Origin of the sequence: Microbacterium pygmaeum (assembly GCF_900100885.1) — a bacterium.
Lineage (GTDB): Bacteria > Actinomycetota > Actinomycetes > Actinomycetales > Microbacteriaceae > Microbacterium > Microbacterium pygmaeum.
Genome location: NZ_LT629692.1, coordinates 1,722,514 through 1,746,923, shown reverse-complemented (window position 1 = coordinate 1,746,923; position 24,410 = coordinate 1,722,514). Strand labels below are relative to the sequence as shown.

General features: G+C 65.8%; 25 protein-coding genes, 1 tRNA gene and 1 pseudogene. 12 read left to right on the top strand and 15 right to left on the bottom strand.

The window, feature by feature from the left end:
• The first annotated feature begins 60 nt into the window (after window positions 1-60).
• Complete coding sequence (locus tag BLT19_RS08165) at window positions 61-723, top strand: fasciclin domain-containing protein (RefSeq protein ID WP_091488585.1); 663 nt, start codon at window positions 61-63, stop codon at window positions 721-723.
• A gap of 139 nt (window positions 724-862) precedes the next feature.
• Window positions 863-935, top strand: a tRNA-Lys gene (locus tag BLT19_RS08160).
• A 48-nt stretch (window positions 936-983) separates the two neighbouring features.
• Here the strand turns inward: BLT19_RS08160 and BLT19_RS08155 are convergent.
• Genes BLT19_RS08155 through BLT19_RS08140 form a run of 4 tightly spaced genes read right to left on the bottom strand, consistent with a single transcriptional unit; the run spans window position 984 to window position 5,014 of the window.
• Entirely contained in the window at window positions 984-1,643 is a 660-nt protein-coding gene (locus BLT19_RS08155) for a DNA alkylation repair protein (protein ID WP_091488582.1), read from the bottom strand.
• A complete protein-coding gene (locus tag BLT19_RS08150) occupies window positions 1,640-2,173 on the bottom strand; it encodes a GNAT family N-acetyltransferase (RefSeq protein ID WP_091488579.1) in 534 nt (177 codons plus the stop codon). Before BLT19_RS08150 ends, BLT19_RS08155 begins: the two co-directional genes overlap by 4 nt.
• Entirely contained in the window at window positions 2,166-2,747 is a 582-nt protein-coding gene (locus BLT19_RS08145; RefSeq protein WP_091488577.1) for an isochorismatase family protein, read from the bottom strand. The genes BLT19_RS08150 and BLT19_RS08145 overlap by 8 nt, the downstream gene beginning before the upstream one ends.
• A complete protein-coding gene (locus tag BLT19_RS08140) occupies window positions 2,744-5,014 on the bottom strand; it encodes an MMPL family transporter (protein WP_091488574.1) in 2,271 nt (756 codons plus the stop codon). The genes BLT19_RS08145 and BLT19_RS08140 overlap by 4 nt, the downstream gene beginning before the upstream one ends.
• A 73-nt stretch (window positions 5,015-5,087) precedes the next feature.
• Between BLT19_RS08140 and BLT19_RS08135 the strand changes: the two genes are divergently transcribed.
• Window positions 5,088-5,981, top strand: coding sequence for an EamA family transporter (locus tag BLT19_RS08135; RefSeq protein ID WP_091488572.1), 894 nt, complete (start codon window positions 5,088-5,090; stop codon window positions 5,979-5,981).
• Between the two features lie 15 nt (window positions 5,982-5,996).
• On the opposite strand, the gene BLT19_RS08130 is transcribed toward BLT19_RS08135, so the two are convergent.
• Window positions 5,997-6,389: a hypothetical protein gene (locus BLT19_RS08130; protein WP_091488569.1), complete on the bottom strand. Its 393-nt coding sequence runs from the start codon at window positions 6,387-6,389 to the stop codon at window positions 5,997-5,999.
• Window positions 6,390-6,870: 481 nt separating this feature from the next.
• On the opposite strand from BLT19_RS08130, the gene BLT19_RS08125 reads away from it, so the two are divergent.
• The gene (locus tag BLT19_RS08125) at window positions 6,871-7,233 is read left to right on the top strand and encodes a putative quinol monooxygenase (protein WP_091488566.1); all 363 of its coding nucleotides are present in this window, start codon (window positions 6,871-6,873) and stop codon (window positions 7,231-7,233) included.
• Between the two features lie 124 nt (window positions 7,234-7,357).
• The gene (locus BLT19_RS17615) at window positions 7,358-7,621 is read left to right on the top strand and encodes a hypothetical protein (RefSeq protein WP_157681815.1); all 264 of its coding nucleotides are present in this window, start codon (window positions 7,358-7,360) and stop codon (window positions 7,619-7,621) included.
• Window positions 7,622-7,799: 178 nt separating this feature from the next.
• Here BLT19_RS17615 and BLT19_RS08120 read toward each other — a convergent pair whose 3' ends face one another.
• Complete coding sequence (locus BLT19_RS08120) at window positions 7,800-8,357, bottom strand: dihydrofolate reductase family protein (RefSeq protein WP_091488563.1); 558 nt, start codon at window positions 8,355-8,357, stop codon at window positions 7,800-7,802.
• Window positions 8,358-8,457: 100 nt separating this feature from the next.
• Here BLT19_RS08120 and BLT19_RS08115 point away from each other — a divergent pair, with 100 nt between their 5' ends.
• The gene (locus BLT19_RS08115) at window positions 8,458-9,078 is read left to right on the top strand and encodes a TetR/AcrR family transcriptional regulator (protein ID WP_091488561.1); all 621 of its coding nucleotides are present in this window, start codon (window positions 8,458-8,460) and stop codon (window positions 9,076-9,078) included.
• Between the two features lie 149 nt (window positions 9,079-9,227).
• Here BLT19_RS08115 and BLT19_RS08110 read toward each other — a convergent pair whose 3' ends face one another.
• Complete coding sequence (locus BLT19_RS08110) at window positions 9,228-9,803, bottom strand: dihydrofolate reductase family protein (RefSeq protein ID WP_091493568.1); 576 nt, start codon at window positions 9,801-9,803, stop codon at window positions 9,228-9,230.
• A 202-nt stretch (window positions 9,804-10,005) separates the two neighbouring features.
• Between BLT19_RS08110 and BLT19_RS08105 the strand changes: the two genes are divergently transcribed.
• Window positions 10,006-10,581: a hypothetical protein gene (locus BLT19_RS08105; protein WP_091488558.1), complete on the top strand. Its 576-nt coding sequence runs from the start codon at window positions 10,006-10,008 to the stop codon at window positions 10,579-10,581.
• Between the two features lie 145 nt (window positions 10,582-10,726).
• Window positions 10,727-12,106, top strand: coding sequence for a DUF1214 domain-containing protein (locus BLT19_RS08100; protein ID WP_091488556.1), 1,380 nt, complete (start codon window positions 10,727-10,729; stop codon window positions 12,104-12,106).
• Between the two features lie 124 nt (window positions 12,107-12,230).
• Here BLT19_RS08100 and BLT19_RS08095 read toward each other — a convergent pair.
• A pseudogene (locus BLT19_RS08095) lies at window positions 12,231-12,551 on the bottom strand (recombinase family protein); the annotation flags it as partial.
• Window positions 12,552-13,526: 975 nt separating this feature from the next.
• Here BLT19_RS08095 and BLT19_RS08090 point away from each other — a divergent pair.
• Window positions 13,527-14,060: a hypothetical protein gene (locus BLT19_RS08090; RefSeq protein ID WP_091488554.1), complete on the top strand. Its 534-nt coding sequence runs from the start codon at window positions 13,527-13,529 to the stop codon at window positions 14,058-14,060.
• Between the two features lie 443 nt (window positions 14,061-14,503).
• On the opposite strand, the gene istB is transcribed toward BLT19_RS08090, so the two are convergent.
• The gene (gene istB, locus BLT19_RS08085; protein ID WP_091487205.1) at window positions 14,504-15,301 is read right to left on the bottom strand and encodes an IS21-like element helper ATPase IstB; all 798 of its coding nucleotides are present in this window, start codon (window positions 15,299-15,301) and stop codon (window positions 14,504-14,506) included.
• The gene (istA, locus tag BLT19_RS08080; protein WP_091487203.1) at window positions 15,301-16,515 is read right to left on the bottom strand and encodes an IS21 family transposase; all 1,215 of its coding nucleotides are present in this window, start codon (window positions 16,513-16,515) and stop codon (window positions 15,301-15,303) included. The genes istB and istA overlap by 1 nt, the downstream gene beginning before the upstream one ends.
• 213 nt (window positions 16,516-16,728) lie before the next feature.
• Here istA and BLT19_RS08075 point away from each other — a divergent pair, with 213 nt between their 5' ends.
• On the top strand, window positions 16,729-17,964 hold the full coding sequence (locus tag BLT19_RS08075) for an IS110 family RNA-guided transposase (protein WP_091488552.1): 1,236 nt from the start codon (window positions 16,729-16,731) through the stop codon (window positions 17,962-17,964).
• A 154-nt stretch (window positions 17,965-18,118) separates the two neighbouring features.
• On the opposite strand, the gene BLT19_RS08070 is transcribed toward BLT19_RS08075, so the two are convergent.
• From BLT19_RS08070 to BLT19_RS17610, 5 genes are all read right to left on the bottom strand, one after another.
• Window positions 18,119-19,417, bottom strand: coding sequence for an MFS transporter (locus BLT19_RS08070; RefSeq protein ID WP_091488549.1), 1,299 nt, complete (start codon window positions 19,415-19,417; stop codon window positions 18,119-18,121).
• The gene (locus BLT19_RS08065; RefSeq protein WP_091488546.1) at window positions 19,414-19,824 is read right to left on the bottom strand and encodes a RidA family protein; all 411 of its coding nucleotides are present in this window, start codon (window positions 19,822-19,824) and stop codon (window positions 19,414-19,416) included. Before BLT19_RS08065 ends, BLT19_RS08070 begins: the two co-directional genes overlap by 4 nt.
• Entirely contained in the window at window positions 19,821-20,252 is a 432-nt protein-coding gene (locus BLT19_RS08060; RefSeq protein WP_157681814.1) for a MarR family winged helix-turn-helix transcriptional regulator, read from the bottom strand. The genes BLT19_RS08065 and BLT19_RS08060 overlap by 4 nt, the downstream gene beginning before the upstream one ends.
• 153 nt (window positions 20,253-20,405) lie before the next feature.
• The gene (locus tag BLT19_RS08055; RefSeq protein ID WP_091488541.1) at window positions 20,406-20,810 is read right to left on the bottom strand and encodes a PIN domain-containing protein; all 405 of its coding nucleotides are present in this window, start codon (window positions 20,808-20,810) and stop codon (window positions 20,406-20,408) included.
• Window positions 20,807-21,028 carry a type II toxin-antitoxin system VapB family antitoxin gene (locus BLT19_RS17610; RefSeq protein ID WP_157681813.1) on the bottom strand — a complete coding sequence of 74 codons (222 nt, stop codon included), beginning with the start codon at window positions 21,026-21,028 and terminating at the stop codon, window positions 20,807-20,809. Before BLT19_RS17610 ends, BLT19_RS08055 begins: the two co-directional genes overlap by 4 nt.
• A gap of 314 nt (window positions 21,029-21,342) precedes the next feature.
• Between BLT19_RS17610 and BLT19_RS08045 the strand changes: the two genes are divergently transcribed.
• Together BLT19_RS08045 and BLT19_RS08040 are read left to right on the top strand one after the other, a co-directional pair.
• Window positions 21,343-21,888 (top strand): TetR/AcrR family transcriptional regulator, encoded by a 546-nt coding sequence (locus BLT19_RS08045; protein WP_172825608.1) that lies wholly within the window; start codon window positions 21,343-21,345, stop codon window positions 21,886-21,888.
• A 421-nt stretch (window positions 21,889-22,309) separates the two neighbouring features.
• Complete coding sequence (locus BLT19_RS08040; protein ID WP_172825607.1) at window positions 22,310-24,316, top strand: serine hydrolase domain-containing protein; 2,007 nt, start codon at window positions 22,310-22,312, stop codon at window positions 24,314-24,316.
• Window positions 24,317-24,410 lie beyond the last annotated feature (94 nt).

Sequence of the window (24,410 nt, the reverse complement as noted above, 5' to 3'; positions counted from 1 at the left end):
GGTCGATGCAAGTCCCACACCGCGTCGCTGCACCATGCGTCGCAATCCAAGGAGGATCAGATGTCCCGCAAGAAGCTCCTGTTCGGCCTTCCGGTGGCATTCGCCGTCGTGATCGCATTGAGCGCCTGTTCGTCCGGAACGGGCAGCACGACCACCGAAGAGACCACCGCCCCGCCGGCCGCTGAAGAGTCCATGACTCCCGAAGCCGAGACGATGGACCCCGCGGCCAACCTGGTCGGCTCCGGCTGCGCCGGATACGCCGAGGCTGTCCCGGACGGCGCCGGTTCGGTTGCCGGAATGGCCCTGGACCCGGTGGCCACCGCCGCCTCGAACAACCCGATCCTGACGACGCTCACCGCAGCCGTCTCGGGTGGCCTGAACCCGAACGTCAACCTGGTCGACACGCTCAACGGTGACGAGTTCACCGTCTTCGCGCCGGTCGATGACGCGTTCGCCAAGATCGACCCCGCCACCATCGAGGTGCTCAAGACCGACAGCGACCTGCTGACCTCGATCCTGACCTACCACGTCGTCCCCGGCCAGATCCTGCCCGATGACATCGACGGAACCCACACCACGGTCAACGGCGCCGACCTCGAGGTCACCGGAAGCGGCGACTCGATCATGGTCAACGGCCAGTCCGCAGTGATCTGTGGTGGCGTTCAGACCGCCAACGCGACGGTCTACCTCATCGACACGGTGCTGATGCCGCCGGCGATGTAACGAAACTCCCGGCTTCGGCCGGGTTCCCTGGGGGGCTGTGAGGCCGCCGATGCCTGCGAGGTGGCATCGGCGGCCTTGCTGCGTGTCCGGGCGGAAGTGCTTCGGGCCACCCGGCGGAGCGAAGTAGGCTTGACCGGTCGGGCCTGTAGCTCAGTCGGTAGAGCATCGGACTTTTAATCCGCGGGTCGAGGGTTCGAGCCCCTCCGGGCCCACGAGGATGAATGGACGCCGCGCAAGCGGCGTCCATTCGTGCGTTCGGCTCAGAACGCGGTCCGGGCGGTGCGCCGGGCATCGGCGGAGAGGTCGGCGCCGCGCCGATCCAGGAACACCTCGAGCCGGGCGCGATCCACGCGTCCGATCTCCCGCAGCGCGACGCCGACGTTCGTCTGCACGAGGTGCTCGGGATCCGCAGCGAGGATTTCGCACAGCGCGATCGGGTCATCCAGATCACCGGCTCGGATGATCCAGAACGCCGCGGTGATCGCTGCGCGACGCCGCCACCAGTCGTCCGACCGGGCGAGGGTGAACAGGACGTCCCGCGGCTTGTCCAGCAGGTACCAGCCCACCACCCGCGGCGCCGACCGGTCGATGTAGTCCCATGTGTCGATCAGGTCGAGCCGGCTCATCCACAGGTCGTACAGCTCGCGCCGGCCGTCGTCCGTCAGTCCACGGACCCTGGTTTTGAAGTCCAGGACGCTGACGGCGACCATCCGCTCCTCGTAGGTGTCGGACGACAGCAGGACGTCGACGTCGGCCAGCGGCATCCGTGTGTTCGCTTTCGCGATGTCGAACAGCGTTCCCATCCGCACGCCGATCACCCGCATCGCCGGGTCGGGAATGCGCCGACGGATCTTGTCGCGCTGGTCCTCGGATGCCTCGGCCAGAAGCGCCGCGCGCACCGCGGCCGCCCCGGTGCTCACAACGCCCGCAGCATCTCGAGCTCGACGCCGTTCGGCCCCAGCGAGGTCGACCCCGTGGCGAGGAAGCCCAGCCGTGTGTAGGCGCGCTGCGCGCGGGCGTTGTCCTGGTGGACATCCAGCGCCAATTCCCTCGCCCCCCGTGCACTCGCCCAGTCCGCGCCGGCGTCGATGAGCGCCTCGAGGATCCCACGGCCGCGTCGCGATGGCCGGACGTACACGGAGACGAGCAGCGCACGGCCCTCGAGGTGGACGCGGCCGAAATAGTCGACGGAACCGGGCTCCGGGAGCAGGACCGTCACGGTCGCCACCCAGTCCCGGCCCTCCTCGGCGATGAACTGGGCGGCCGCGTCACTGAGGGCTGCACCGACCGTCCGCTCCTGCCAGAAGTCGTCGGGGTGCAGTTCGGCGTGTTCGCGCGTCTCCAGGAAGGCGATGTCGGCCGCCGGATCGTCCAGCGCCTCCAGACGGATGCTGCGGGCCCGCCGCGCATCAGTGGCGTGCACCCGGCGGATGTCGGCGGACTCAGGCATCCGAGTCCACGAGCACCGCGCCCGCGTGCGCGATCTCGGCCAGGGCTCTCTCACTCGATTCCGGGTGGACACCGGCGACGAGGTCCGTGAAGACCCGTACGCGCCGTCCGTGCTCGATGGCTTCGAGCGCGGACGCCCGGACGCAGTAGTCGGTCGCGAGCCCGACGACGTCGATGTCGAGGATCCCGTGGCGCTCCAGCAGCTGGGCAGCCGTCGTGCCGTCGTCGGCGACGCCCTCGAAGAGCGAGTAAGCGGGCTTGCCCTGCCCCTTCTTCAGGTGATGGGTCACGGGCGACGTGTCGAAGCCCTCGTCGTAGTCGGCTCCGAAGGACCCGGCGACGCAGTGGACCGGCCAGGTGTCGATGAAGTCGGGCACGCCGGCGGCGAAGTGCCCACCGTTGTCGTTGTCGGCATCGTGCCAGTCGCGCGATGCCACGATCAGTTCGTAGTCGCCGGCGTGGTCGTGCAGGAATCGTGAGATGCGCTCCGCGACCTGATCCCCGCCTACGACACCGAGCGCGCCGCGCTCGGTGAAGTCGTTCTGCACGTCGACGATGAAGAGGGCCCGCGTCATGATTCGAGCGTACGACGGTACTCCTCGCGTGTCAGCGGAGCGCCATCGGCGGCGGTGAGCCGTTCGGCCGGCTCGGGAACCGCGTCCTGAGCTCGCCACAGCTTCGAGGGCCACCAGATCGCGCGTCCGATGTCGTACGACAGCGCCGGCACGAGCAGGGAGCGCACGACGAACGTGTCCAGCAGCACGCCGAAGGCGACGATGAACGCGATCTGCGCGAGGAAGAGGATCGGGATCACGCCGAGCGCCGCGAAGGTCGCCGCGAGCACCAGACCGGCCGACGTGATGACACCGCCGGTCGCCACGAGGCCCCGCAGGATGCCGGGTCGCGTACCGTGCGCGAGCGACTCCTCGCGCACGCGCGACATCAGGAAGATGTTGTAATCCACCCCGAGGGCCACCAGGAACACGAACCCGTACAGCGGCACAGACGGATCGGCGCCGGGGAATCGGAAGAGGTTGTCGAACACCAGTGCGCTCACCCCCAGCGCTGCGCCGAAGGACAGGATCACGCTGAGGATCAGCAGCACCGGCGCGAGGACCGCACGCAGCAGCAACATGAGGATCAGCAGGATCACCACCAGGACGACGGGGATGATGATCGTCCGATCGCGGATCGATGTGTCGTTGGAGTCGATGTCGGTCGCCGTGACTCCGCCGACCAGCGCCGTGCCGGTGCCGAGCTCGTCGTCGAGGTCGGCGCGCAGCTGGCGGACGGTGTCCTCCGCGGCGACTGAATCAGCGGCATCCGTCAGCGTCCCCACCAGCAGCACGTCTCCGTCCGAGACCGTCGGTTCGGGCGCCGGGGTACCGGGCGGACCGACCGCCGCGTACACGGGCGCGCCGTCCTGGACGGTGACCGTCGCTTGCCCGGTGGGTGAGTCGCCGGATGCCGCGGCCACGGACTCGACGCCGTCGCTGGCCGCCATCACGCCGACGGCATCGGTCACCTGGGCTTCGGGGACGATGACGTAGACCGGACTGCCGGATCCGGCCGGGAAATGCTCACCCAGCACGTCTTGGCCGTCTCGCGCTTCGGATGCGCCGAGGACGAGATCGCTCGATGGCACGCCATCGGCCTTGAGCTGGGTGACGCCCGCGGCGGCGACGAGAAGCACGATCGTGCTGATCACCCAGATCGAGCGGGCATGGCGCGCGATGAACCGCGCCTGCCGCGGCCAGAATCCCCGGACCGTCTGCGTGAGGTCGTCGGGGATCGAGATGGAGCCGTGTGTGGGGATGAAGGGCCAGAAGGCGGCCTTGCCGACCAGTGCCAGCAACGCCGGGAGGAAGGTGAGCGCGGACAGGACGGAGAACGCGATGCCGATGGAGGCGATGGGCCCCAGCGCGCGGTTGGTCGCCAGATCCGACAGCAGCAGGCAGAGGAGACCCGCGATCACGGTGCCGCCGGAGGCGAGGATCGGCTCGAACGCACCGCGCCACGCGGTCGTGGTGGCCTGCCAGCGTCTCGCGCCCGTTCCGATGGCCTCGCGGAAACGAGCGACGTACAGCAGTGCATAGTCGGTGGCGGCGCCGATCACCAGAATGAAGAGGATCCCCTGCACCTGGCCGTTGAGCACGAAGATGCCCGCATAGGCCAGCCACCAGACGGTGAGCAGCGCGACGCAGAGCGCGAAGACCGAGGTCAGGAGGACGAGGATCGGCAGGAGCGGCGATCGGTAGACGATCACGAGGATCACGAAGACGGCGATCAGGGCGACCAGCAGCAGCAGCCCGTCGATTCCGAGGAAGCCCTTGACCAGGTCGGCGGTGAATCCCGCGGGGCCGGTCACCCAGGCATCCAGCCCCTCGGGCAGATCGTCCTGCAGCAGCGTGCGGATCTCTTCGACGGTGACCCGCACCTCGCCGGATGCGTCGATCGGCACGAAGATCTGTACCGCTTCGCCGTCATCGGAGGCGATCGGCGGCGAGACGTCGTCCTGCACGCCTTCGATGCCGGAGAGGTCGTCGACGACGGTCTGCACGCCGGCGAGCTGGTCATCGGTCAGCGCCCTGTCCCCGGTCACCACGACCACCGCAGGGATGCTGTCACCGCCGAGGAAGTCGGGCAGTCGTTCGCTGACCTGCGTCGCGTCGGCGCTCTCCGGCAAGAACGAGGACTGGTTGTTGGTGGCGACTTCGTCGACCTTGCCGAAGTACGGTCCGCCGATAGACCCGCCCACGAGCCAGATGAGGACGAGCACGATCGGGATGCCGATCCTGAGCCACCGGGGAGGCTGTCGATCGCGGCTTCGGGTCGAGGACATATCGCTAGCTTATCTAGCGAAGAACGTTGCCGCACAATCACGACCGCACGACTAGGTGCCTAAGCTGAGGCGGATGTTCCCCGCGGCGTTGTCTCTTCTCGGAGCGATCGTGTACGGGTCAGCCGACTTCTTCGGCGGTCTTGCGGCGCACCGCCTCCGGGCGATCGTCGTGGCCGCCGTCTCCGCGGGATCCGGACTTCTCGCCCTGATCCTCGCCCTGCCGCTTCTCGGCGGACGGTGGCTGCCGGCAGACATCGCGTGGGGTGCGCTGTCCGGAATCGCCGGCGTCGTGGCGATCGTCCTGCTGTACGCGTGCCTGGCTGTCGGCCCGATGAGCATCCTGTCTCCCCTGACCGCCGTCGTCTCGGCGATCGCCCCCATGCTGTGGGGGCTGCTTGTCCAGGGTGACCGACTCTCCGTTTTCGGGTGGGTCGGCCTCGGTGTCGCGCTGGTGGCGGTCGTCCTCGTCGGCTTCGTGCCAGGCGAGGGCGCGGTGCGCCCGACCAGCCGCGGACTCGTCATGGCGGTCGGGGCAGGCGTTGCCATCGGCGTCTTCCTGATCCTCATCGATCAGACGAGTGCGGAGAGCGGACTGGTTCCGCTCGTGCTCAATCGCACCGTGAATCTGCTGATGACGGGTCTCATCGTCGTCGCGTTGGCAGTGAGCGCGACTCGGCGAGGGCGCGGCGCCGCATCCGAGTTGCGAACGCCGGATGCGAGTGACCCACCATCGGCACGCGCGTGGTGGCTGGCGGTCATCTGCGGCGTCCTGGACGCGTCAGCCAACGCGATTCTGCTGTTCGCCCTCAGACTGGGTGAGCTCACGATCGTGTCGGCGCTGACCGCGCTGTACCCTGCGGGGACCATCCTGCTCGCCGCCCTCGTCCTGAAGGAGCGCGTGGCGTCGGTGCAGTGGGTGGGGCTCGCGCTCGCCCTTGCGGCCGGAGGAATGCTGGCGCTGGCCTGAACCGAGAACGCGTACTCAGCCTGCGGTGAACAACAGGATCGACGAAACCACGAGCGCCACGACACCGAGCCCGAGGAGACCGGCCGCCAGCAGCGCGAGCGCCCGGACCAACGGGGAACGACGACTCAGCCGCATCCGGTTCAGGTAGCCTCGGCGCGCGAAGATCTCCGCCCAGTCAGCACTCCCGACCGCGTGATCCTGCTCATGGTTCAGCGGGGCTTCGTTCACGCCGCCGTCTTCGTCGAACCAGCGGACGACCCGTCCGCTCTCCGTCGTCTCGACTGCAGCTCGCACCGGCAGCCAGGTACCGTCGGCGAGGTAGGCGATGAGGGCGATGCCGGCCAGCAGGGCGCCTGCGCCGAAGCCGATCCATGTGAAGATCTCGGCGACCGCCTCGAGTGCGTCCATGTCGCTGATCCACCCTGTCGGGCCGGGAGCCCATCCGAGCCACCTGAGAGAATCGAACTCTCGACCTTCTCATTGCGAGCAGGTTCCTGTGTGAGGTCGATCGCGGCGGCCACTTCGAGACGTTTGTCTCGATTCGACTCGTCTCATCTGGGGTTTACTGATTCCTGATGAACTCGATGCGCTGTCGATCATACCGAACGTCTCGGGTCAGCTTGACTCACATTGGCTCAAATGTGTTCAACATCTGTCCAACGTGCGAGTCGTCTCCGTAGTCGCGGCGTGGAGGGCGCGTTCACCGGGCATCTTCGCGCGCCGGTCAATCGGTCACCTCGAACTCGCGGGCGCGAGGTTTGCTACGCGTCATGGACTTGCCGGTGGTTTGCGTCCGGTGAACGACCGGCTGTAGGGCGGCGCTCGTGTCCCACTCTTGGGCGCCGTCAAGTCCTGGCCCGTTCGGTCGCCTGCGAAGCAGAATCGGAGAATGAGCGAGCTAACAGGAGTGGGCAGGTTCACCTTCAAAGACGGTCAAGTCGAAGAGTTCAAGCGCCTTTCCGAACGCTGCATGCAGATCGTTCGGGAGCAGGACACGGGAACATTGCAGTACGACATCTTCGTGAGCGACGACCAGTCCGAAGCCGTCGTCATTGAGCGCTACCGCGATTCGAAGGCGCATACCGAACACCTGGAACACATCGGCCCCGACTTACTGAACGCCGTCATCGCGACCACCGCCACCGTCGAAGGCTGGACCCTGGGCAACCCCACCGAGGAGGTACGACAAAAGCTCGCGGACACGGAAGTGCGACTGCTGCCAACCTTCCTGTCGCTGAACGGAGACGCGTAGCCGGCCGAAAGGCATCCGCGACGACGCCCACGTCCACCCGTTACGTTCACGGCCGGCCAATTCTGTTGCGCCGACCGACCGCATTGCAGACATTGCGGCGTAGGTCGTGCGTAGCATCGACCGAATGAACGTGCTCATTGAAGTTGACGGCGAGCGTTTCGAGGTAAATGAGTCACGTGCGCCGAATGGTCGTCAGCAGTACCAATTCGACTGGCTGAATGGTCCCGCGGATGGCACCTACGGGTTCGCGGTAGGTGGTGGCGTGCTGACGCGCGACGCGATCGAGGCGGAGGCTCGTGGATTCGTGACTTCGTTCTTCGGGGTGGGAGGAATCGGCCCTTCCGACTTTCCCTCGTTTATTGAAGCTAGGCGGTCGACCAGAGGCTAGGGGCGTGATCCGATGGGTGCGTCAGGTGCTTCTGAACGTTCGAGGACCGATCTGCGTGCTGCCGGGGGGGCGTCGACGAGGTCCGCGCGCTTCGCGGGTGACGCGCCGGTGGCGAGGAGGCTGTGGCGGGAGAGGTTGAGGCGTCGCTTGGAGGCGCGCTCAGTGACGTCCCGGATCCTCAGCGAACCCGAGGGCGGTACCTGACGTTGATCTCCTCGAGCGGCTCGCCGTTGTCCAGCTCGAGCTGCACGGGCGAGCCCCCGGGGTTGTCGTATAGGCGCACACCGTCACCGAGGAGCACGGGGAGGATGTGGAGGTCCATCTCGTCGAGGAGGCCGCGCTCGAGCAGTTGCCGGCCGAGGGAGGCGGAGAGGATCTCCACGTTCTTGCCGCCGGCCGCGCGCCGGGCGATGTCGACGGCTTCGGCGATGTCGCAGCTGAGAAAGGTGACTCCCTCGACGGGCTCGACGTCCTCCGGATAGTGGGTGAGGACGAACACGGGTCCGGTCCAGTCGCCGCCGTAGACGCCCCCCGCGTCGGGGAAGGCATCCCAACCATCGCGCCCTCCTAGCACCGCCCCGGTCGTTGCGACATACTCCGCGATCAGCCCGTCGCGGTTCGTGGCGTCGGGCATCCAGTCCATGCTGTGTCCGGGACCGGCGACGAAGCCGTCCAGCGACATCGAGAAGTGCCACAGGATCTTACCCGCTGCAGTCTGCGGTGTCGTGTCGTACATGATGCACTCCTTCAATCGAGGTGAGACGCTTGACTCACCTCTTAGCGTAGGAGTCCAGTCGAAGGTGAGTCAAGCGTCTCGCCTCTGGCACAATAGCTGCATGGGTCGTGAGCTATCCGAGTACCACCGGGCGGTTGCCGATCGGAATCGCACCGCGATCATCGCGTCCGCTACACAGCTCTTCCTCGCGCTCGGATACGACCGCACCTCACTGGCAGGCGTCGCCCAGACCGCCGGTGTCTCGAAAGCGACCCTCTTCAAGCAGTTCGCGACGAAGGCCGTGCTGTTCGAGGCGGTCATACTCGCCGTCGGAGACGCCGACGCCCAAGACCTCCCCGAGCCCGCCCCCGGCAACCCGCGCGCCGGCCTACTCGCCCTCGCAAGTGCCTACGCTTCGCTACTTCTGCGCCCACCCACCGCCGACATGATCCGCCTCGTGATCGCCGAGGGTCCGAGATTCCCCGAGCTGCGCGATCGCACCTTCGACTTCGGAACCCTGCCAGCGCTCACCGCGCTCGAGGGGTACCTCCGCTCTGAGGAGAAAGCCGGGTCGCTGCGGATGGACTCACGCGCCACCGCGTCCGCGCAGCTTCTCGGAATGATCGCTTCCGCGGTTTTCTGGCCAGCGCTCGTGCACCCCGGATGGTCGATGGAAGCCGCCGAGATCGACACCGTCATCCACCAAGCCGTCGAGACCTTCCTCGCTCGCTACGGCGCATAGCCCGCACCAGCGCTCTCGACCCCGGCAACGATCTGACAGACCGCAGAATGCCGGGACCAGTCGCCTCAGGCGGGAATACCCGGTCTGCGGATCGCGATCGATGCCGAGCGCGCTGAACGACCCGCCTTCGTTCGGGCGTCTGCTGGTTCCTACTCGACGTCGCCAGCGGGTAGCGGCTTGTCGAGGATGCGTGGCCGGCCCTCGACAAGCTGCAAACTGCCGTCGAACGTGCGCGTGGAGACGTCGTCCAGGACGACATCCGGCCAACCGTCATAGATTCGCGCGTAACCGGTTCTTCCCGTTATGACCGGGAAGATGACCACCCGGTAGCGGTCGACGAGCCCGGCGGCCAGCAGCGCTGCGCATAGCGTGGGGCTGCCGTTCGTCACGAGCGGCGAGTCGCCTCGTTTCAACTCGCGCACGGCCTCCACCGCATCCCCCGCGATCAGTCGAGCATTCTCCCAGATCAGTGGTTCGTGGAGCGAGTTCGAGAAGACGACTATTGGCTGTGAGGCCATCGAGTCAAGTCCCGGCTCGCCCGCCTCGATCATGCGGGCGTACTCGTTGTACGTGTGCGATCCCATGAGCATCGTGGCGGTCGGGTCCGCGTCCGCACCAAGGAAGTCCAGGTACTCTCGGCCAGCAAGACCCCAGAACCCGGGCCAGTTTGTCGCTGCACCAAATCCGTCAAGTGAAGTGATGTAGTCGATCGTGAGCGTCGCCATCTCCCAAGCCTGACGCCGAACCAACACCGCATCAAGTGCATGCCCGCAACGCCACCGGCTTGCGGGCGCCGTGCGAGGTTGGCTTGGATGTCCGGGCGCGGCAGTAGTGTTCCAAACAGCCCACCGATGACCACTAGCTTCGGGCTGTCCAATCAGTCTTGGGGAATGAATGCAGAAACTTGTCCGGAGCACAGTCGCGTCGATGGTCCTGTGCGCAGCTTTTATCCTCGGCGGTTGCTCGGGGGGGACGGGCGGGTCAGAAGGCGAAAACGACTCCACCCCCGGCGCCATCGAGGTGGAAGAAGACCTACTGACCGTCGACGTGAGGGTTGCCCGGTCCCTGCTCGATCCGAACGACACGCTCACGGACGAGGACATCGTTGCCGCTGCCGGCGAAAAAGGTATGTCCGCCGCGGTCGACGGAGACGCGGTGATCTACACGATGACCAAGCTGCAGCGCGAAGAGTTGCTAACGGGGATGCGCACGTCCACCCAGTCATCAATCGACGACCTGATTGCGGACGATTCGAACTCCATCATTGGCGTCGAGTTTGACGATGCGATGACTTCGTTCCACGTGTCCGTCGACGGCTCGCGATACTCGCAGCTTGAGAGCCTTCTTGTTCTTGCCTTCTACGTTCCAGGGGCGCTCTACCAACAGTTCGCTGGGGTCCCACAGGAGGATGTCGACGTAGCGGTCGAGTTTGTCGACGACACGACTGGAGAGGTGCTCAATACAGGCACGTACCAGGAGATGCGGAAGAACCTGGAACAGTAACCCTCCGCTATCCGCTGGCGCCCGGTCGGCGAGCGGCTTGCGGGCGTGCGCTTGTTGGCGGCTGCGGGCTGGGCATGCCAGCCGCCTTTCATGGCAATGTGAGTTCCGTCCGAAGGTCGCTTCGGCCGCTGAGGAGATTGGACTGATGTTGACCAACGGATATGAGTTCTCGGGTGGCTTCCCGACTGCGGAAACGATCGCGGCGGCGTACGACGATGCCGACTACGCCCGGGCAGTCGTCTGCTACAAGCACTTTTTTCCGGCCGTGTCGGGGATGGCGATCTTCGCTGGCACGAAGGCGGTGGGCATCGAGCCCAACCGGGTGTTCGGGACGATGGACACACGGCCGGGGCAGGTGGGGTTCACCCTCAACTCGGATACGCCGTATGCGCCGGTGCTCCTCGATGTGACTGCGGGGCCGCTTGTCGTCACGATCCCTGCCGGTCCGATCGTGGGCGCCGCGTTGAACGTGGATCAGAGCTGGATCAGTGATCTGGGCATTCCGGGACCCGAGGAAGGACGCGGCGCCCGCCACACGTTCGTCGCGCTGGACTACGACGGGGAGCTCCCGACGGACGGCTACGTGCACCGCGCTGCGGGGTACCGCGTTGTGGTTGGCCTCCGCGCAATCCCGCAACACGGGGACGTCGACGCGGCGGTGGAGCTATTGCGTTCTGTGCGGGTCGAGCCTCTCTCCGACGCCACCGGCTGGTCACCACCGACGTGGATCGACCTGACCGGACGCCCGCAGGACACGACGCCCCTCGCCGTGCAGGGCACGCTGGAGTACTGGAGACTGCTGCACGAGTACGTCGCCTCAGAACCGGCGCACCCCGACGATCGCGCGCACCTCGGCGAGCTTGCCGTGCTCGGCATCCGCGCGAACGCTCCCTTCCAGCCAGACGAGCGGATGTCGCGAATTCTGCGGGCAGCGGCTATCGACGCCGACGCGCAACTGCGTGTCCAGTCGCTCGCTGATCGCCGCCCCGATCGAGTCGTCTGGCCAGACCGGCACTGGGAATGGGTCACGCTCCGCCCGGAGAACGCGAACTTCGGGATCGGCGCGATCACCGACGTGGACGCGCGGGAGACATGGTTCTACCAAGCCATCGCCACCTCTCCCGTCATGTTCCGCCGGCAGGCCGGTACCGGGTCGTTGTACTGGTTCGCCGCGAGAGACTCCTCTGGTGCGTATCTCGACGGCGGCCGCTCGTACATGCTGACAGTCCCGTTGCCGGTACCCGCCGGACTGTTCTGGTCACTGACGGTCTACGACGCAGAGACCCGCTCGCAGATCGATGCCCCGCAAGGCAACGCCGCCGTCCGCTCCCTCTTCGAACTCAATGGCCGCCTCGACGGACACTCCGCGATACTCGCGTTTGGTCACGAGGAACCCGCCGGACATCAAGACGCCTGGGTGCAAACGCTCCCCGGAAGAGGATGGTTCGCCTACTTCCGCATCTACGGCCCCACCGCCGCAGCCTTCGACCACACCTGGCAACTCTCAGACATCACCATCACCTGACGCAAACAGCGTCCTCAAACCCGCCAACCCCACGCCAACACCGCGCCGGCGAGTGACCGGAGTTCGGGCGCTCACCCTGCCTACGATCGGCCGTGGGTTCAACCAATGGCTCATCGAGGCGGCATCAGTGATCACGGTGCGGGATCACCACCCCTTTTTGTCGTCGCACCGTCCGATACACCGCGGCCCGGGCAACATTGAACAGCTCAGCCAACTCCGCGGTGGTGTGTCGACCGGCGAGGTGCAGCTCCATCAGGTGCTTTTGCTGCGGGACGGACAACTTGGGTGGCTTGCCGCGAAGCCTCCCTTTGGCTTTGGCGACTTGCATCCCTTCGCGAGTCCTCGACCTGATCAGATCGGATTCAAACTCCGCCACCATTGCGAGGACGTTGAACAGCAGTCGCCCGACGGGGTCCAGCGGATCGTGGACCGAGCCGCCAATGTTGTACGCCCAACTCTTCCAGGGCTTTTCGTTGCGCGGTCAGGTCTTGTTCGTAAGTGGAAACTCGCGCGTATCCGATCAGTAGTTCACTCATGCCCGCAATCTCGTCTGCGCCACCCGCGTTCGCAAGCGGGCGACGTCGCTGGCATGCAAATTCGTTGCAATGAGCGCACGACTTACGAGACGATCGTCAACGATCGCATCGCCAAATTCCTTCAGGGACCGGTTTGCGGGCATATCGACTGCCTATTCGCGCCTCCGGTGAACGGCACGTCGACGCCGCGCGGCCAGATCTGTATCTTCACGATTATGGATTCTGCGCCATGGTTCGGACCCGCAGTGCTGGCCGGGGCTTTCGCCATACTCGGCGCCCTGATCGGACTCACGGCAACGTGGCTGTCCGATAGACGGAAGTTCCGACGGGAGGACGAGCGACGATTCCACGACGTCGTCCGTCAGACCGGAGCCCTCCTGATCACCCAACTTCTCGAGGCTCGGCAGCAACTTAGGATCGCGCAGCGCCTCCCTGAAAGTTCGCCAGATCGACAATTGGCCTTCAGCAGAAAAACTGAACTCGTTCGAGCCGCCCGAGGAAGCCAGGACAGCCTCAAATTCGTGGCATCTAGGGAGGTCAACGATCGCGCACTGGATCTCATCCAAGCTATCGATCGGCTGACGGAGTCTTCGTCACGGAAGAGATGAGCGAGGCGTGGGCCAAGCTCGACAACTTCGTCAATCAGGTGCGTCAGGAACTTCAGTTACCCGCACTTGTGGGCACGCGCAAAAGCACTCTCTAGGCTGCAGTTCGCTAGCGTGCTTCGTGGCGCCACGATTGCTTGTGCCCTCAGAGAGAACGACCGTTGGCGATCTCGTCCCACCGATGCCGCATGAGGACCCAATACGGGTGAAGATCGGTAGCGATTCACCCGCGGGCGGTACTGATTGTTTCGATTGATTGGCTTCTAAGCTGTAGGCACTATGCCTTCGGAATCGCTTATCGACCAGCACGTCCTGCGGGTACACCGTGCACTGAGGCCAGGGTTTGGCACAGAGGTTGCTGTGTACGGGACCATCGCGGTCAGCGGACTGATCGCCGTCACATCGACCAAGACCGAGACGTCAGCGATCGTCCTCGTCAAGGTCGCCGCGACGGTAATCATCTTCTGGGCGGCACACGTGTTTGCGGGCACGGTGGCGCGAATGGGTGAGAAGGACGGTGCAGACTCGCACGTCGGGTTTCGAACTGCTCTGCGCGGGTCCCTCACGTACTCTCTCGGCATGTTGTCCTCGGCAGCGATCCCCGCGCTGATCCTGCTCGCAGGGACGACTCGCCTCATTCCCGACGAACTCGCCAACGACCTCGCACTCTGGTCGAGCGTCATCATTCTCCTGTTCCTCGGGTATGTCGCGTTTCTGCTCCGCGGCAGCTCCCAGATCATCCGAATCGTTGGGGCATTGGCGACCGCGTCTTTCGGTCTCGCTTTTGTGGCCCTCAAGGCCTTCGTTCAGTAGCGTTCGGACGCGTGCCTGCGAGAGGCTCATGCGATCACCTGGCGACGCCACCCCTCGACGTGGGCGTCGCGATTCACAGAAATAATCGGTGGTTCGCTGTAGCGACAACCGCCTTGAGAGCGTCCACGCGCTCAGCTTCTCAGCACATCGGCTGAGCTGCCGCACGCGCATATCGATGAAAAGCCAATTCATCGGTCGGGAGCCCCTTCACGCCCCCTATACGCGACGAGTGCGATCGGTCGCGCCGAGGATGCCCGCTGAGCGTTCCAGGGGCGCTGCTGCGCCGTGGGTGGTCGGGAGTTTCGTGCGTGGCTGGCTCTTGCCGGCTCGGACTGTTGAGGTGGATGCTGGCGGTGCCGGTCGCGGTGACGTCGAGATCCCTGTCGGCGGCGCTGGAGAACTGGTCAGTTTCGACGTTTGAAAAGTGAACAGTTGCGGGCAGTCTAGCCAGGGGTTTCGTCGGTGGTGGTGCGGATGCTTGGGAGGCTGTCGATGCCTCGTCCGCGGAGTCGGTAGCTGGCGCCCTTCAGGGTGAGGACGTCTGCGTGGTGGACGATGCGGTCGATCATCGCGGCGGCGACGGCTTGGTCCCCGAACACGCCGCCCCAGCCGGAGAACGGCAGGTTGCTGGTGAGGATCAGCGAGGCGTGTTCGTAGCGGGACGAGACGAGTTGGAAGAACAGGTTCGCGGCGTCTTGCTCGAACGGCAGGTAACCGACTTCATCGACGATGATCAGCCCGTAACGTCGGAGCCGGGCGAGCTCTTGCGGGAGCCGGCCTTGCCGGTGGGCGTCGGTGAGGCGGGTGACCCAGTCCGTCGCGGTCGCGAACAACACCCGGTGCCCGTGCTTGGCGGCGACAATCCCCAGCGCGGTGGCGAGGTGGGTCTTCCCGGTTCCGGGCGGTCCGAGCAGCACGACGTTCTGCGCTTCGAGCAGGAACCCTCCGGATGCCAGGGCGGCGATCTGCTGCCGTGCGGTCGGCTGGGCATCCCAATCGAAGTCGTCGAGGGTCTTCCTCGCGGGGAACCCTCCTGCTTTGATCCGCAGCTCCGCGCCGGACGCGTTCCGTGCTGAAACCTCACGCTCCAGGACCGCGGCGAGATAGTCCTCGAACGACCAGCCGGCATCCCGGGCCTGGTCGGCCATCCGGCCGGCGGCTTCAGTGATCCGAGGTGCTTTCAGCGCGCCGGCGAGATACGTGATCTGCTTGACCGCGTCCGTGGTCTTGCCCGACGCCATCAGCTGTTCCCGTCGCCGGTGACCAGCCCGAACGCCCGGTCGTAGTCGGCCAGATCCCGGATCAGATCGTCGCCGACCGCGACCGCGCGGGGTTGCTGGAACTGTTTACGGAGCCGCGCGGCGATCTCCACGTGGGCCGGGTCGGTGACCGTGGTCCCACGCGCCCAAACCCGGGCATGGTCGGCGACGACTCGGCCGTCCGCGCGGACCTTCACCCGCTCCAGGTCGGCCGTGACATCGACCATCCGGCCGATCACTGTCGGGTCCACGGAGTAGTCGTTGGTGTCGAGGCGGACGTAGTAGTCCCGGCCCAACCGGATGCTATTGCGCCAGCCCAGATGGATCGGGATCGGCGGCAACGGCAGCATCGCGGCCCGGTCCGCGTCCAACCGAGACGTCGGCGCAGCCCGGATCGTACGCACCACCCGAGTATTCGCTTTGGCCAGCCAGTCGGTGAACTGCGTGTTGAAGTCCGCCGGGGACGTGAAGGACCGGCCGGGCATGAACGAGGTCTCAAACCACCCGTTGCGCCGCTCGACGACACCTTTCGATTCCGGGTCCCGCGGCGGCAGCAACACCAGCTTCGTCGCGAGAGTCCCCATGAACGCGGCAACACCGGCGGCAGGGCGATGCGCTCTCCCGATACCGCCCTCGTTGTCCCAGATCAACCTGCGCGGGACCCGCCCGAGCTGCTGGATCAACTCCCACGATCCCAGCAGCAGATCCTCGGTCGTCCGGGTCGGGATCATCCGACCGACCACAAACCTCGAATGCGCCGCCGTGATCACCAGCACCGGCAACAGCTTGGCCGTGCCATCCTCGAGCGAGATCTTCTTCGGCGGGAACCAGAGATCACACTGCGCCGCGTCACCCGGCTCCCAGCTCAACCGGTCCGCCGGATCGATCGGCCGGAACTCCGGCCGCAACTGCTTCACCCCCGCCCGGAACCAGGTGATCGACCCCGTCCAGCCGACCCGCTCCGCGAGCACCGTCGCCGGCATATCCGGCGTCTCCGCGAGCAACGCCCGCACCCGCGGCTCGAACGCGACGAACGAGGACTCCGTCGGCGTCCGCTCATACTGCGGCGGCGAATCCGACCGGACCGCCTTCAACACCGTCGTCCTAGAGATCCCCAACCGCTCCGCGATACGCGCCTTCGGCACGCCCTCCGCAGCCAACCGCCGGATCAACGCCCAGTCCTCCAAAGTGATCACTCTCCAATCGTCGAGTGTTCACTTTTCACCGCCGAAACTGACCAGTTTTCAAACGTCGTCGACAATCCCTTGGTGCTTCGAGCCCGACGCTGAGCGTGACGCGGAAGGGCACCCACGGGAACCGTGGATTGTTGCCTTCGAGCACGAGTGTTAGATTCCTGAATTCTTCCCCGCCCTTCCCCGTGGCCGGCCTCGTCTGAAAGGAGGCTGCTGATGGATGTGGTGCACGAGCGGGCGGCGGGGATGGATATCTCCAAACGTGACGCGAAGCTCGCAGTCCGGGTGCCGGGCAAGCGCCCCGGGACGTTCACGACGAGCGTGACGACATGGGGTGCGACGGTGCCGCAGATTCTCGATCTGGTCGAGTTCCTGCATGCCCAGCAGGTCACCACGGTGGTGATGGAAGCGACCGGCGACTATTGGAAGCCGTTCTACTTCCTGATGGAAGACACCCTGCCGGTGATGCTGGTCAACGCCCGGCAAGCGCGGAATATCCCGGGACGCAAGACCGATGTGTCGGATGCGGCCTGGCTGGCGCAGTTAGCCGCTCACGGACTGCTGCGGGCCTCGTTCGTGCCGCCGGAACCTGTCCGACAGCTGCGGGACCTCACCCGTGCTCGCGCGGTCGCGACCAGGGACCGGACTCGGCAGGTGCAGCGTCTGGAGAAGTTCCTCGAATCCACCGGGATCAAACTCTCCTCGGTCGCGTCGGCGCTGACCGGCGCGTCGGCGCGGGCGATGCTGGACGCGTTGGTCGCCGGGGAACGCGACCCCCAGACGCTTGCCCAGCTGTCCAAGGGCGTGCTGCGGAACAAGATCCCGCAACTGGTCGACGCGTTGCAGGGCCGGTTCACCGAGCATCACGCGTTCCTGGTCGGTGAGTACCTGATCCAGATCGACACGCAGACCGGGATGATTGATCGGCTCACCGCCCGGGTCGAAGACGCGATGGTGCCCTTTCGTGCCGCCCGGGACGTGCTGATCACGATCCCGGGCGTGTCCGTCGCGGTCGCCGATGTCATCATCGCCGAGACCGGTGCCGACATGACAGTATTCGATACGCCAGGCCGACTGGCGTCCTGGGCGGGTGTCTGCCCCGGCCAAAACGAGTCCGCCGGACGCGTCAAGTCCACCACCACACGCCCCGGAAACAAATATCTGAAAGCCGCGCTCGGCACGGCAGCGCTGTCCGTGTCCCGCACCAAGGGCACCTACCTCGCTGCCAGATATCGGCGCATCGCCGCCCGCCGTGGGCCGCTAAAAGCCGTCGTCGCGATCGAGCACACCACCCTCGTCGCCGTCTGGCACATGCTCCGAAACGGCGAGGCCTACACCGACCCCGGCGCTGCGTTCTACAACCAAACGGACCCCGACCGCACCAAGAACAAAGCCATCCGACAACTCCGCAACCTCGGCTACGACGTGACCATCACCCCAACCGCCGCCTGAACGTCGCGTTCTACTCCCGTGTTAGGGATCCCAGCGGGCACGGAGCGAGGCAGAGACCGTGCTCATATCGTTGAAGGGGCGATGAGCGGCTCGAGTGAGCGGCTTCGCCGTGTCCCGCAGCGGATGGGACGCTCGGATCGCGTGGAGATAGCTGTCAGGTCCTGGCGTCGACCCGTGCGCGTTTGACTGTGATGGAGAGGAGCGCGGCGATCGCGCAGAGTGCGGCGCCTCCCCACCATGCGTAGGTGTATTCACCGAAGGTGTCTCGGATAATTCCGGCCCCGAGCGCGGCGGCGGCGGCGCCGATCTGGTGGGCGGCGAAGACCCACCCGAACACGATGGTGCCGCGGTCGCCGAAGATCTCACGACAGAGCGCTGCGGTCGGCGGAACGGTCGCGACCCAGTCGAGACCGTAGATGACGATGAACAGCACCATGCTCGGGTGGATGGTCTCAGCGAGCAGCCACGGCAGCAGCAGCAGCCCTACTCCGCGGAAGAGGTAATAGATGATCAGGAGCTTGCGGGGGTCGAATTTGTCGGTGAGCCAGCCGGATGCGATGGTTCCGACGATGTCGAAGACGCCGACGACGGCCAGCAGACCGGCGGCGGTCGTGGTCGCCATGCCGTGGTCGTGGGCGGAGGGGATGAAATGGATGCCGATCAGGCCGTTCGTGGTTGCTCCGCAGATGGCGAAGGCGATCGCGAGCGCCCAGAACGCTCGGGTTCTCGCGGCGAACGCCAGCCCTTCGAACGCGCGCCGGGCAGCGCCGCCGGTTGCCGCCACGGGTGGCATATATGTGTCGGGATCGGCGCCGTACGGCAGGACGCCGCGGTCGGCGGGATAGTCGCGCATCACGAACCAGACCAGCGGAACAGCGAGGAGCGCGGCGGCTGCGACGACGAGCGACGCTGAACGCCAACCCGTGGTTTCAGCCAGGACCGCGACCGGGGGCAGGAAGATGAGCTGGCCGGTAGCGGAGCCTGCGGTCAGGATGCCCATGACCAGTCCGCGGCGGTGCACGAACCAGCGGTTGGAGATGGTGGCGGCGAATACCAGCGCCATCGACCCGGTGCCGAGGCCGATGAGCAGTCCCCAGAAGATGAGCAGCTGCCAGGATGCCGTCATCAGCACGCTGCCGCCAGCGCCGAGCGCGACGAGGGAGAGGGCGGTCGCGACGACCTGTCGCACCCCGAACCGGTCCATGAGGGCCGCGGCGAACGGTGCGGTCAGTCCGTAAAGGAGGAGGTTCACGCTGACCGCGAGCGACATGACGCTCGTGGACCAGCCGAACTCCTCGTTCAGCGGCACCATCAACGCACCCGGAGCGGCGCGAAACCCGGCCGCGGCCAGAAGCGCGATGAACGCGACTGCGGCCACCCACCAGGCGGGGTGGATACGTCGCGGGCGCCGCGGACGAACGCCGTCGCTGGTCGCGGAGGTGACGCGTGTCATGCGAGCGCCGAAACGGCGGAGCGCGGGTGAGCCGCGACGGCCTGGATCTCGATCTTGCAGCCGAATGGAAGCGCGGCCGCCTGAAAAGTGAACCGCGCCGGCGCGGTCGCGATATTCGGGAACTGCCGGCGCCACCAGTCATTCAGCGTCGCGTAATCCTCGATGTCGGCGACGACGCACTGAACGTAGACGACCTCGTCCTGCACGAAGCCCGCGGCGGATGCAATCTGGATGACGTTGTGCCAAGCGAGCATCAATTCGTCTTCGAATGGAGCGGGCCGGTACCTTCCGTCTTCCCCGAGCGCCGGCATCCCACTGATGAAGCGGGTGCCGTTCGCGTTGACGGCGAGGCTGAACGGGAGATCGGCAGGCAAGCCCGCGGCGCTGGGGTGACGGGTGATGGTCATGACGACGACGACTCCGCCGTACTCACCGATAAGGCCAGCGAGCGTAGCTCACCGGCGCCTTCGACCGTGAGCATGCGCTCGACCTCTGCCTGGGCGTTGTGCCAGAGAGGCATGGCGTGGGCAGCCACCCTCTCAGCCTTCTCGGTGAGAACGATGTCGGTCGCACGCCGATCTGCGGACGACGTGCCCATCTTCACAAGCCCCGATTTCTCCAGAACGCGCAGGTTCCGCGCAACCGTGGACCGCTCGAGTTCCGCGCGCTCAGCCAGGTCCTGGATCGTGATCGGCTCGTCACCCGAAGAGGGGATGCGGCGAAGCAACGCCCACTGCGCAACAGTGATGCCAGCTGGCTCGAGCGCACGGTCATAGATCGCGGTCATCCGCCGCATGGCGACGCGCAAACTCGTGCAGTAACAGGCGGTCTCCATATTGCGAGTATATACATGCATTTAGCGGCGCGTGCGATCGGGCGCTTGGGGGGACTGAACCCGCGTCGTTGCGGCCACCCGCCGCCGCTGACCACGGCCCGCGGCCGCGGCCGGTCCCATCCGCAACGGGGCTGCGGATGCGGGGGAAGGTTCCTAGGCCGCCACGTACTCCTGCCGGACCGCGCCCCGCGTGGCGATCTCGATGAACCCGAAGTCGTGGTCGGAGTTCAGGATGACAGCGTCGTTGACGACCCCGTATGCCGCAATGAGGCAATCGAACGCCGCTGCCGCGCGCATGAGCCCCGTGTCCCATAGCGCCTGCTGGACGTCCAGGGCTTGCTGCTCGTCGGGGTGTTCCCATGCGGGCAGCAGCAACTCCATGTCCGCGCGGAGTTCTTCGTACTCTTGCGGGCTCCGGGCCGAATGGCAGTACTCGAGGACTTGCGGCGGGCAGGTGATGATCAGGTGAGTGGGTGACAGCTCGCGAAGCCTTGTCGCAATCGCTTTGCTCGTCGAGGCCTTCTGCCAGATGCTGTTGTCGACCAGGTAGGTCGTCACTGGCCGGCAATCACCGTCGCCGGCGGGATCGTCGGCGCGTCGATCTGGTCAGGCTCGAACGTACGGGCGATGATCCGCTCGACGGCCGCCGGCTGGCGACGGACGGCGATGAGCGTGCGCAGGGCGAGATCCACCGTTTCGCGATTGGAGGTCGTGCCGGCGAGCTCCTTCGCTTGGCGCAGCTCGTTCGGATCGATATCGATTGACGTGACGGTCATAACTCCTCCTCCGGTCTTGTATAGAGCAGTATATAGACCTTTCGCCCGACGCCGCATCGACCCCAAACGCATGTCACTTCCATCGAGCAAGATGCCCGAGAAGCTCCCTCCTGCACGCGACGCACCAAAACGGACCGGCATGCGGGCAGAGCGAAACTCGGGCCTTCGAAAGGTGCGGCTCCGGGGCGCGCCGGCTCGTGGAGTGAAACGCAGTCTCGCCTCAGCGGAGGGGCGGACAATGTTCGTGTCGATGCAGCTTCAGGATGCGGGCATCGATCACGCCGACCCCCGGTACACACGCGGCTGAGGAAAAGATGCTTCTGAAGGAAAGGCTGGTCGTCGCGGCAACCCGCATCGTCGACCGCAACGAACAACTATCGTTGCGCGCGATCGCCAAGGAGTGCGGGGTGACCGCCCCGGCGATCTATACCCATTTCGAGAACCTGAGCGTTATCGAGCAGGAGGTGATGCACGCCGGCTTCGCAGAACTCGCCCGCGACGTGCAGACCGGCATCTTGTCCGAGAAGGATCCGGTCGACGCGCTATTGGCTGGTTGCCGCGCGTACGTGAACTACGGCTGGGAGCATCGGAACAGGTATCGGCTCATGTTCTCAGCGGGCAGTTTCGCGCTCAACGCGATGGACACTTTCCTCGCCGCGGAGCGGGCGATCGAGCGATGCGTCGATGCGGGGAGGTCCGCAAGTACCGATACGAGATCGGACACGTACCTGCTGTGGTTGGGCCTGCACGGCGTCGCAACTCTCGAAAAGCCCACGCGACTGGAGTATCTCGGGCTGCCGAGCTCTGACGCGACCTCGTATCTGACGGAACTCGCTCGTCGGATGGCCCAAATAGCCTAGAGAGCGGTAAGTGCTTGGACGCGCCTGTCACCGCTTAACGGTGCCCTCATATGCAATTGCATCGGCGACCGGGTCGGTAGATCGAGGCGACGAGCTCCGCGACAGCGGCCGGCGGTGACCGCCGCGTCCTCGCGCCGATTCCAGCAGCTCGCGCCGAACGCCATCGGATCGAATTGGCACTTTACACGCGTGTACCTGACTCATATTCTCTTGATCGCGTCGGCTTTCTCGTCGTTCAGGTGGTCGGCGCACGACGGTCATCTCAGCCCGACTGTGAAGATCGGCTGCATCCGCCGGCACGTCCGTGTCGGTCGGCTCCAATCAAGACGGTCCCCACACGCGCACAGTGTCGGAGACCTTCGCACATCACGAGACGCCTCTTGCCTCCGGCCGCCAACGTCACGCTATGAAGGAATCGCTCATGCTGAAGAAGTCCCTGACCGCACTCCTGGTGGCTGGGGTGTTGGCGCTTTCCAGCGCCGGACCCGCGACGGCTGTTGGAGATCCCGGCCCGGCGCAATTGTCCGCTGACCCGACGACGATCACGGTCGGCGGATCCTCGACAGTGACGGCCAGCAATCTGGAAAGCGGTGCGACGGCATACTTCAGCACGAGTCCCGGTGGATCGTTATCCGCGCAGCAGGTCGCCGCACCCGATGGCACGGCCCAGACGATCTTCACCGCGTCCGCGGCCGGCACCTACGCAGTCAACCTCGGCGACGGGGAGAACACGATCGCCACAGTCGAGATCACCGTCGCAGACGAGTCAGATCCCGGCCCGGCCGAATTGTCCGCTGACCCCACCACGATCATGGTCGGCGGATCCTCGACGGTCACGGCCACCAACCTGGAAGACGGTGCGACGGCGTACTTCAGCACGAGTCCCGGTGGATCGTTATCCGCGCAGCAGGCCGCCGCACCCGATGGCACGGCCCAGACGATCTTCACCGCATCCGCGGCCGGCACCTACGCAGTCAACCTCGGCGACGGGGAGAACACGATCGCCACAGTCGAGATCACCGTCGCAAATGAGAACACGTCCCCGCCTGGCGCCCTGTTCACTCACGCAGTAACTCCCGCCGGCGGTTACGCAGCGGACGGCGCGGCCGGGGTCAACACCGCGATGTCGCCGGAGCTGCAGATCAAGATCCAGGAGCGCATCGACGCATTCCAGAAGCAGTACAACGTCGTTGGGCTGTCCGCCGTGGTGGTCACTCGAGATCCCGTCAGCGGTGCGCCCGTCACGACACATTTCGCTGCCGGTAGCCCCACAGAGGGATCGTCCGAGCGGGTCGGCGCGTCGACGCAGTTCGAGATCGCGTCGCAGACGAAGGTGTACACGTCCGATCTGCTCGCCTACCTGGTGGCTGAGGGTCGGGTCTCGCTGGATGACACGGTGCAGAAGTACGCACCGGAGGGCGTCATCGTGCCCACGTGGCCCCAGCCCGACGGCACGCACACAGAGATCACTCTGCGCGATCTCGCCACGCACCAAGCCGCGCTGCCCGACTCACCCGAGAACTACTGGGAGCCCTGTGACGGCGTCGAGAACTGCACAAACCCGCTACCGCTCTACACGCAGGAGATGCTCTGGAGCGCCGTGTCCACCCAGCCTCTGCTGTGGGAGCCGGGCACGAACTGGTTGTACTCCAACTTCGGGTTCGGTCTGCTCGGCACCATCCTCGCCAACGTGATCGACCCGACCGCGACGCTCACCGACCCGCCGAAGTACGAACAGGCACTGCGAGGCGCCTTCCTCGAAAACCTCGGCATGTCCTCGACCACGCTCGGCACCGGGCCCCGCATGGCGACCCCCTACCTGACCGACACGGATCACACGGTCAACACCGAGACGTTCTACTGGTTCGACACCAACGCCCTGGCAGGCATGGGCGGGTTGGTATCCGACGCAAACGACATGGTCACCTGGGACAAGGCGCACCTCGGCGACATCCCCGCCGACGCACCGCTGGGCGTGCGAGCAATGGCAGACACGCTCGCGCCGCAGAGCACCATCACCACGATCTGCCAGGAACCGGACCCCACGACATGCGCGCCGGCCACCAACTTCCAGATGGGCCTCGGTTGGCAGCTCTACCCCGCCACCACCGGCATGGGCGTGAACTGGGCCTTCAAGAACGGCGGCACCACCGGATTCAGCTCAGACACCGTGCTCGCCCCGGATCAGGGCCTCGCCGTCACCGCACTGTGGAACCAAGGGCGGCCCGAAGGGCAGAACATCGAGCTCGCGCCGGCAATCCTCTCGCAGATCGTGCACTTCAAGCCCGAGAAGCACATCCTGCCAGCCACCGGCGCAGACGCGGCAGAGTTGCTCGTGCCCGCCTTCGGCGGCGCGGCGCTGATCGCCGGTGGAGCCGCACTCATACTGATCCGCCGCCGCCGGCCCGGGATGAGCAGAATCCGCTGAGAAGGCGAACGCTCAAACCCGAAGGACCCGCGACGGCGCGCGCTCGGCGACCGTCTGTGACGCCAACCTGCCTAATGCGAAGGACCGGGAGCAT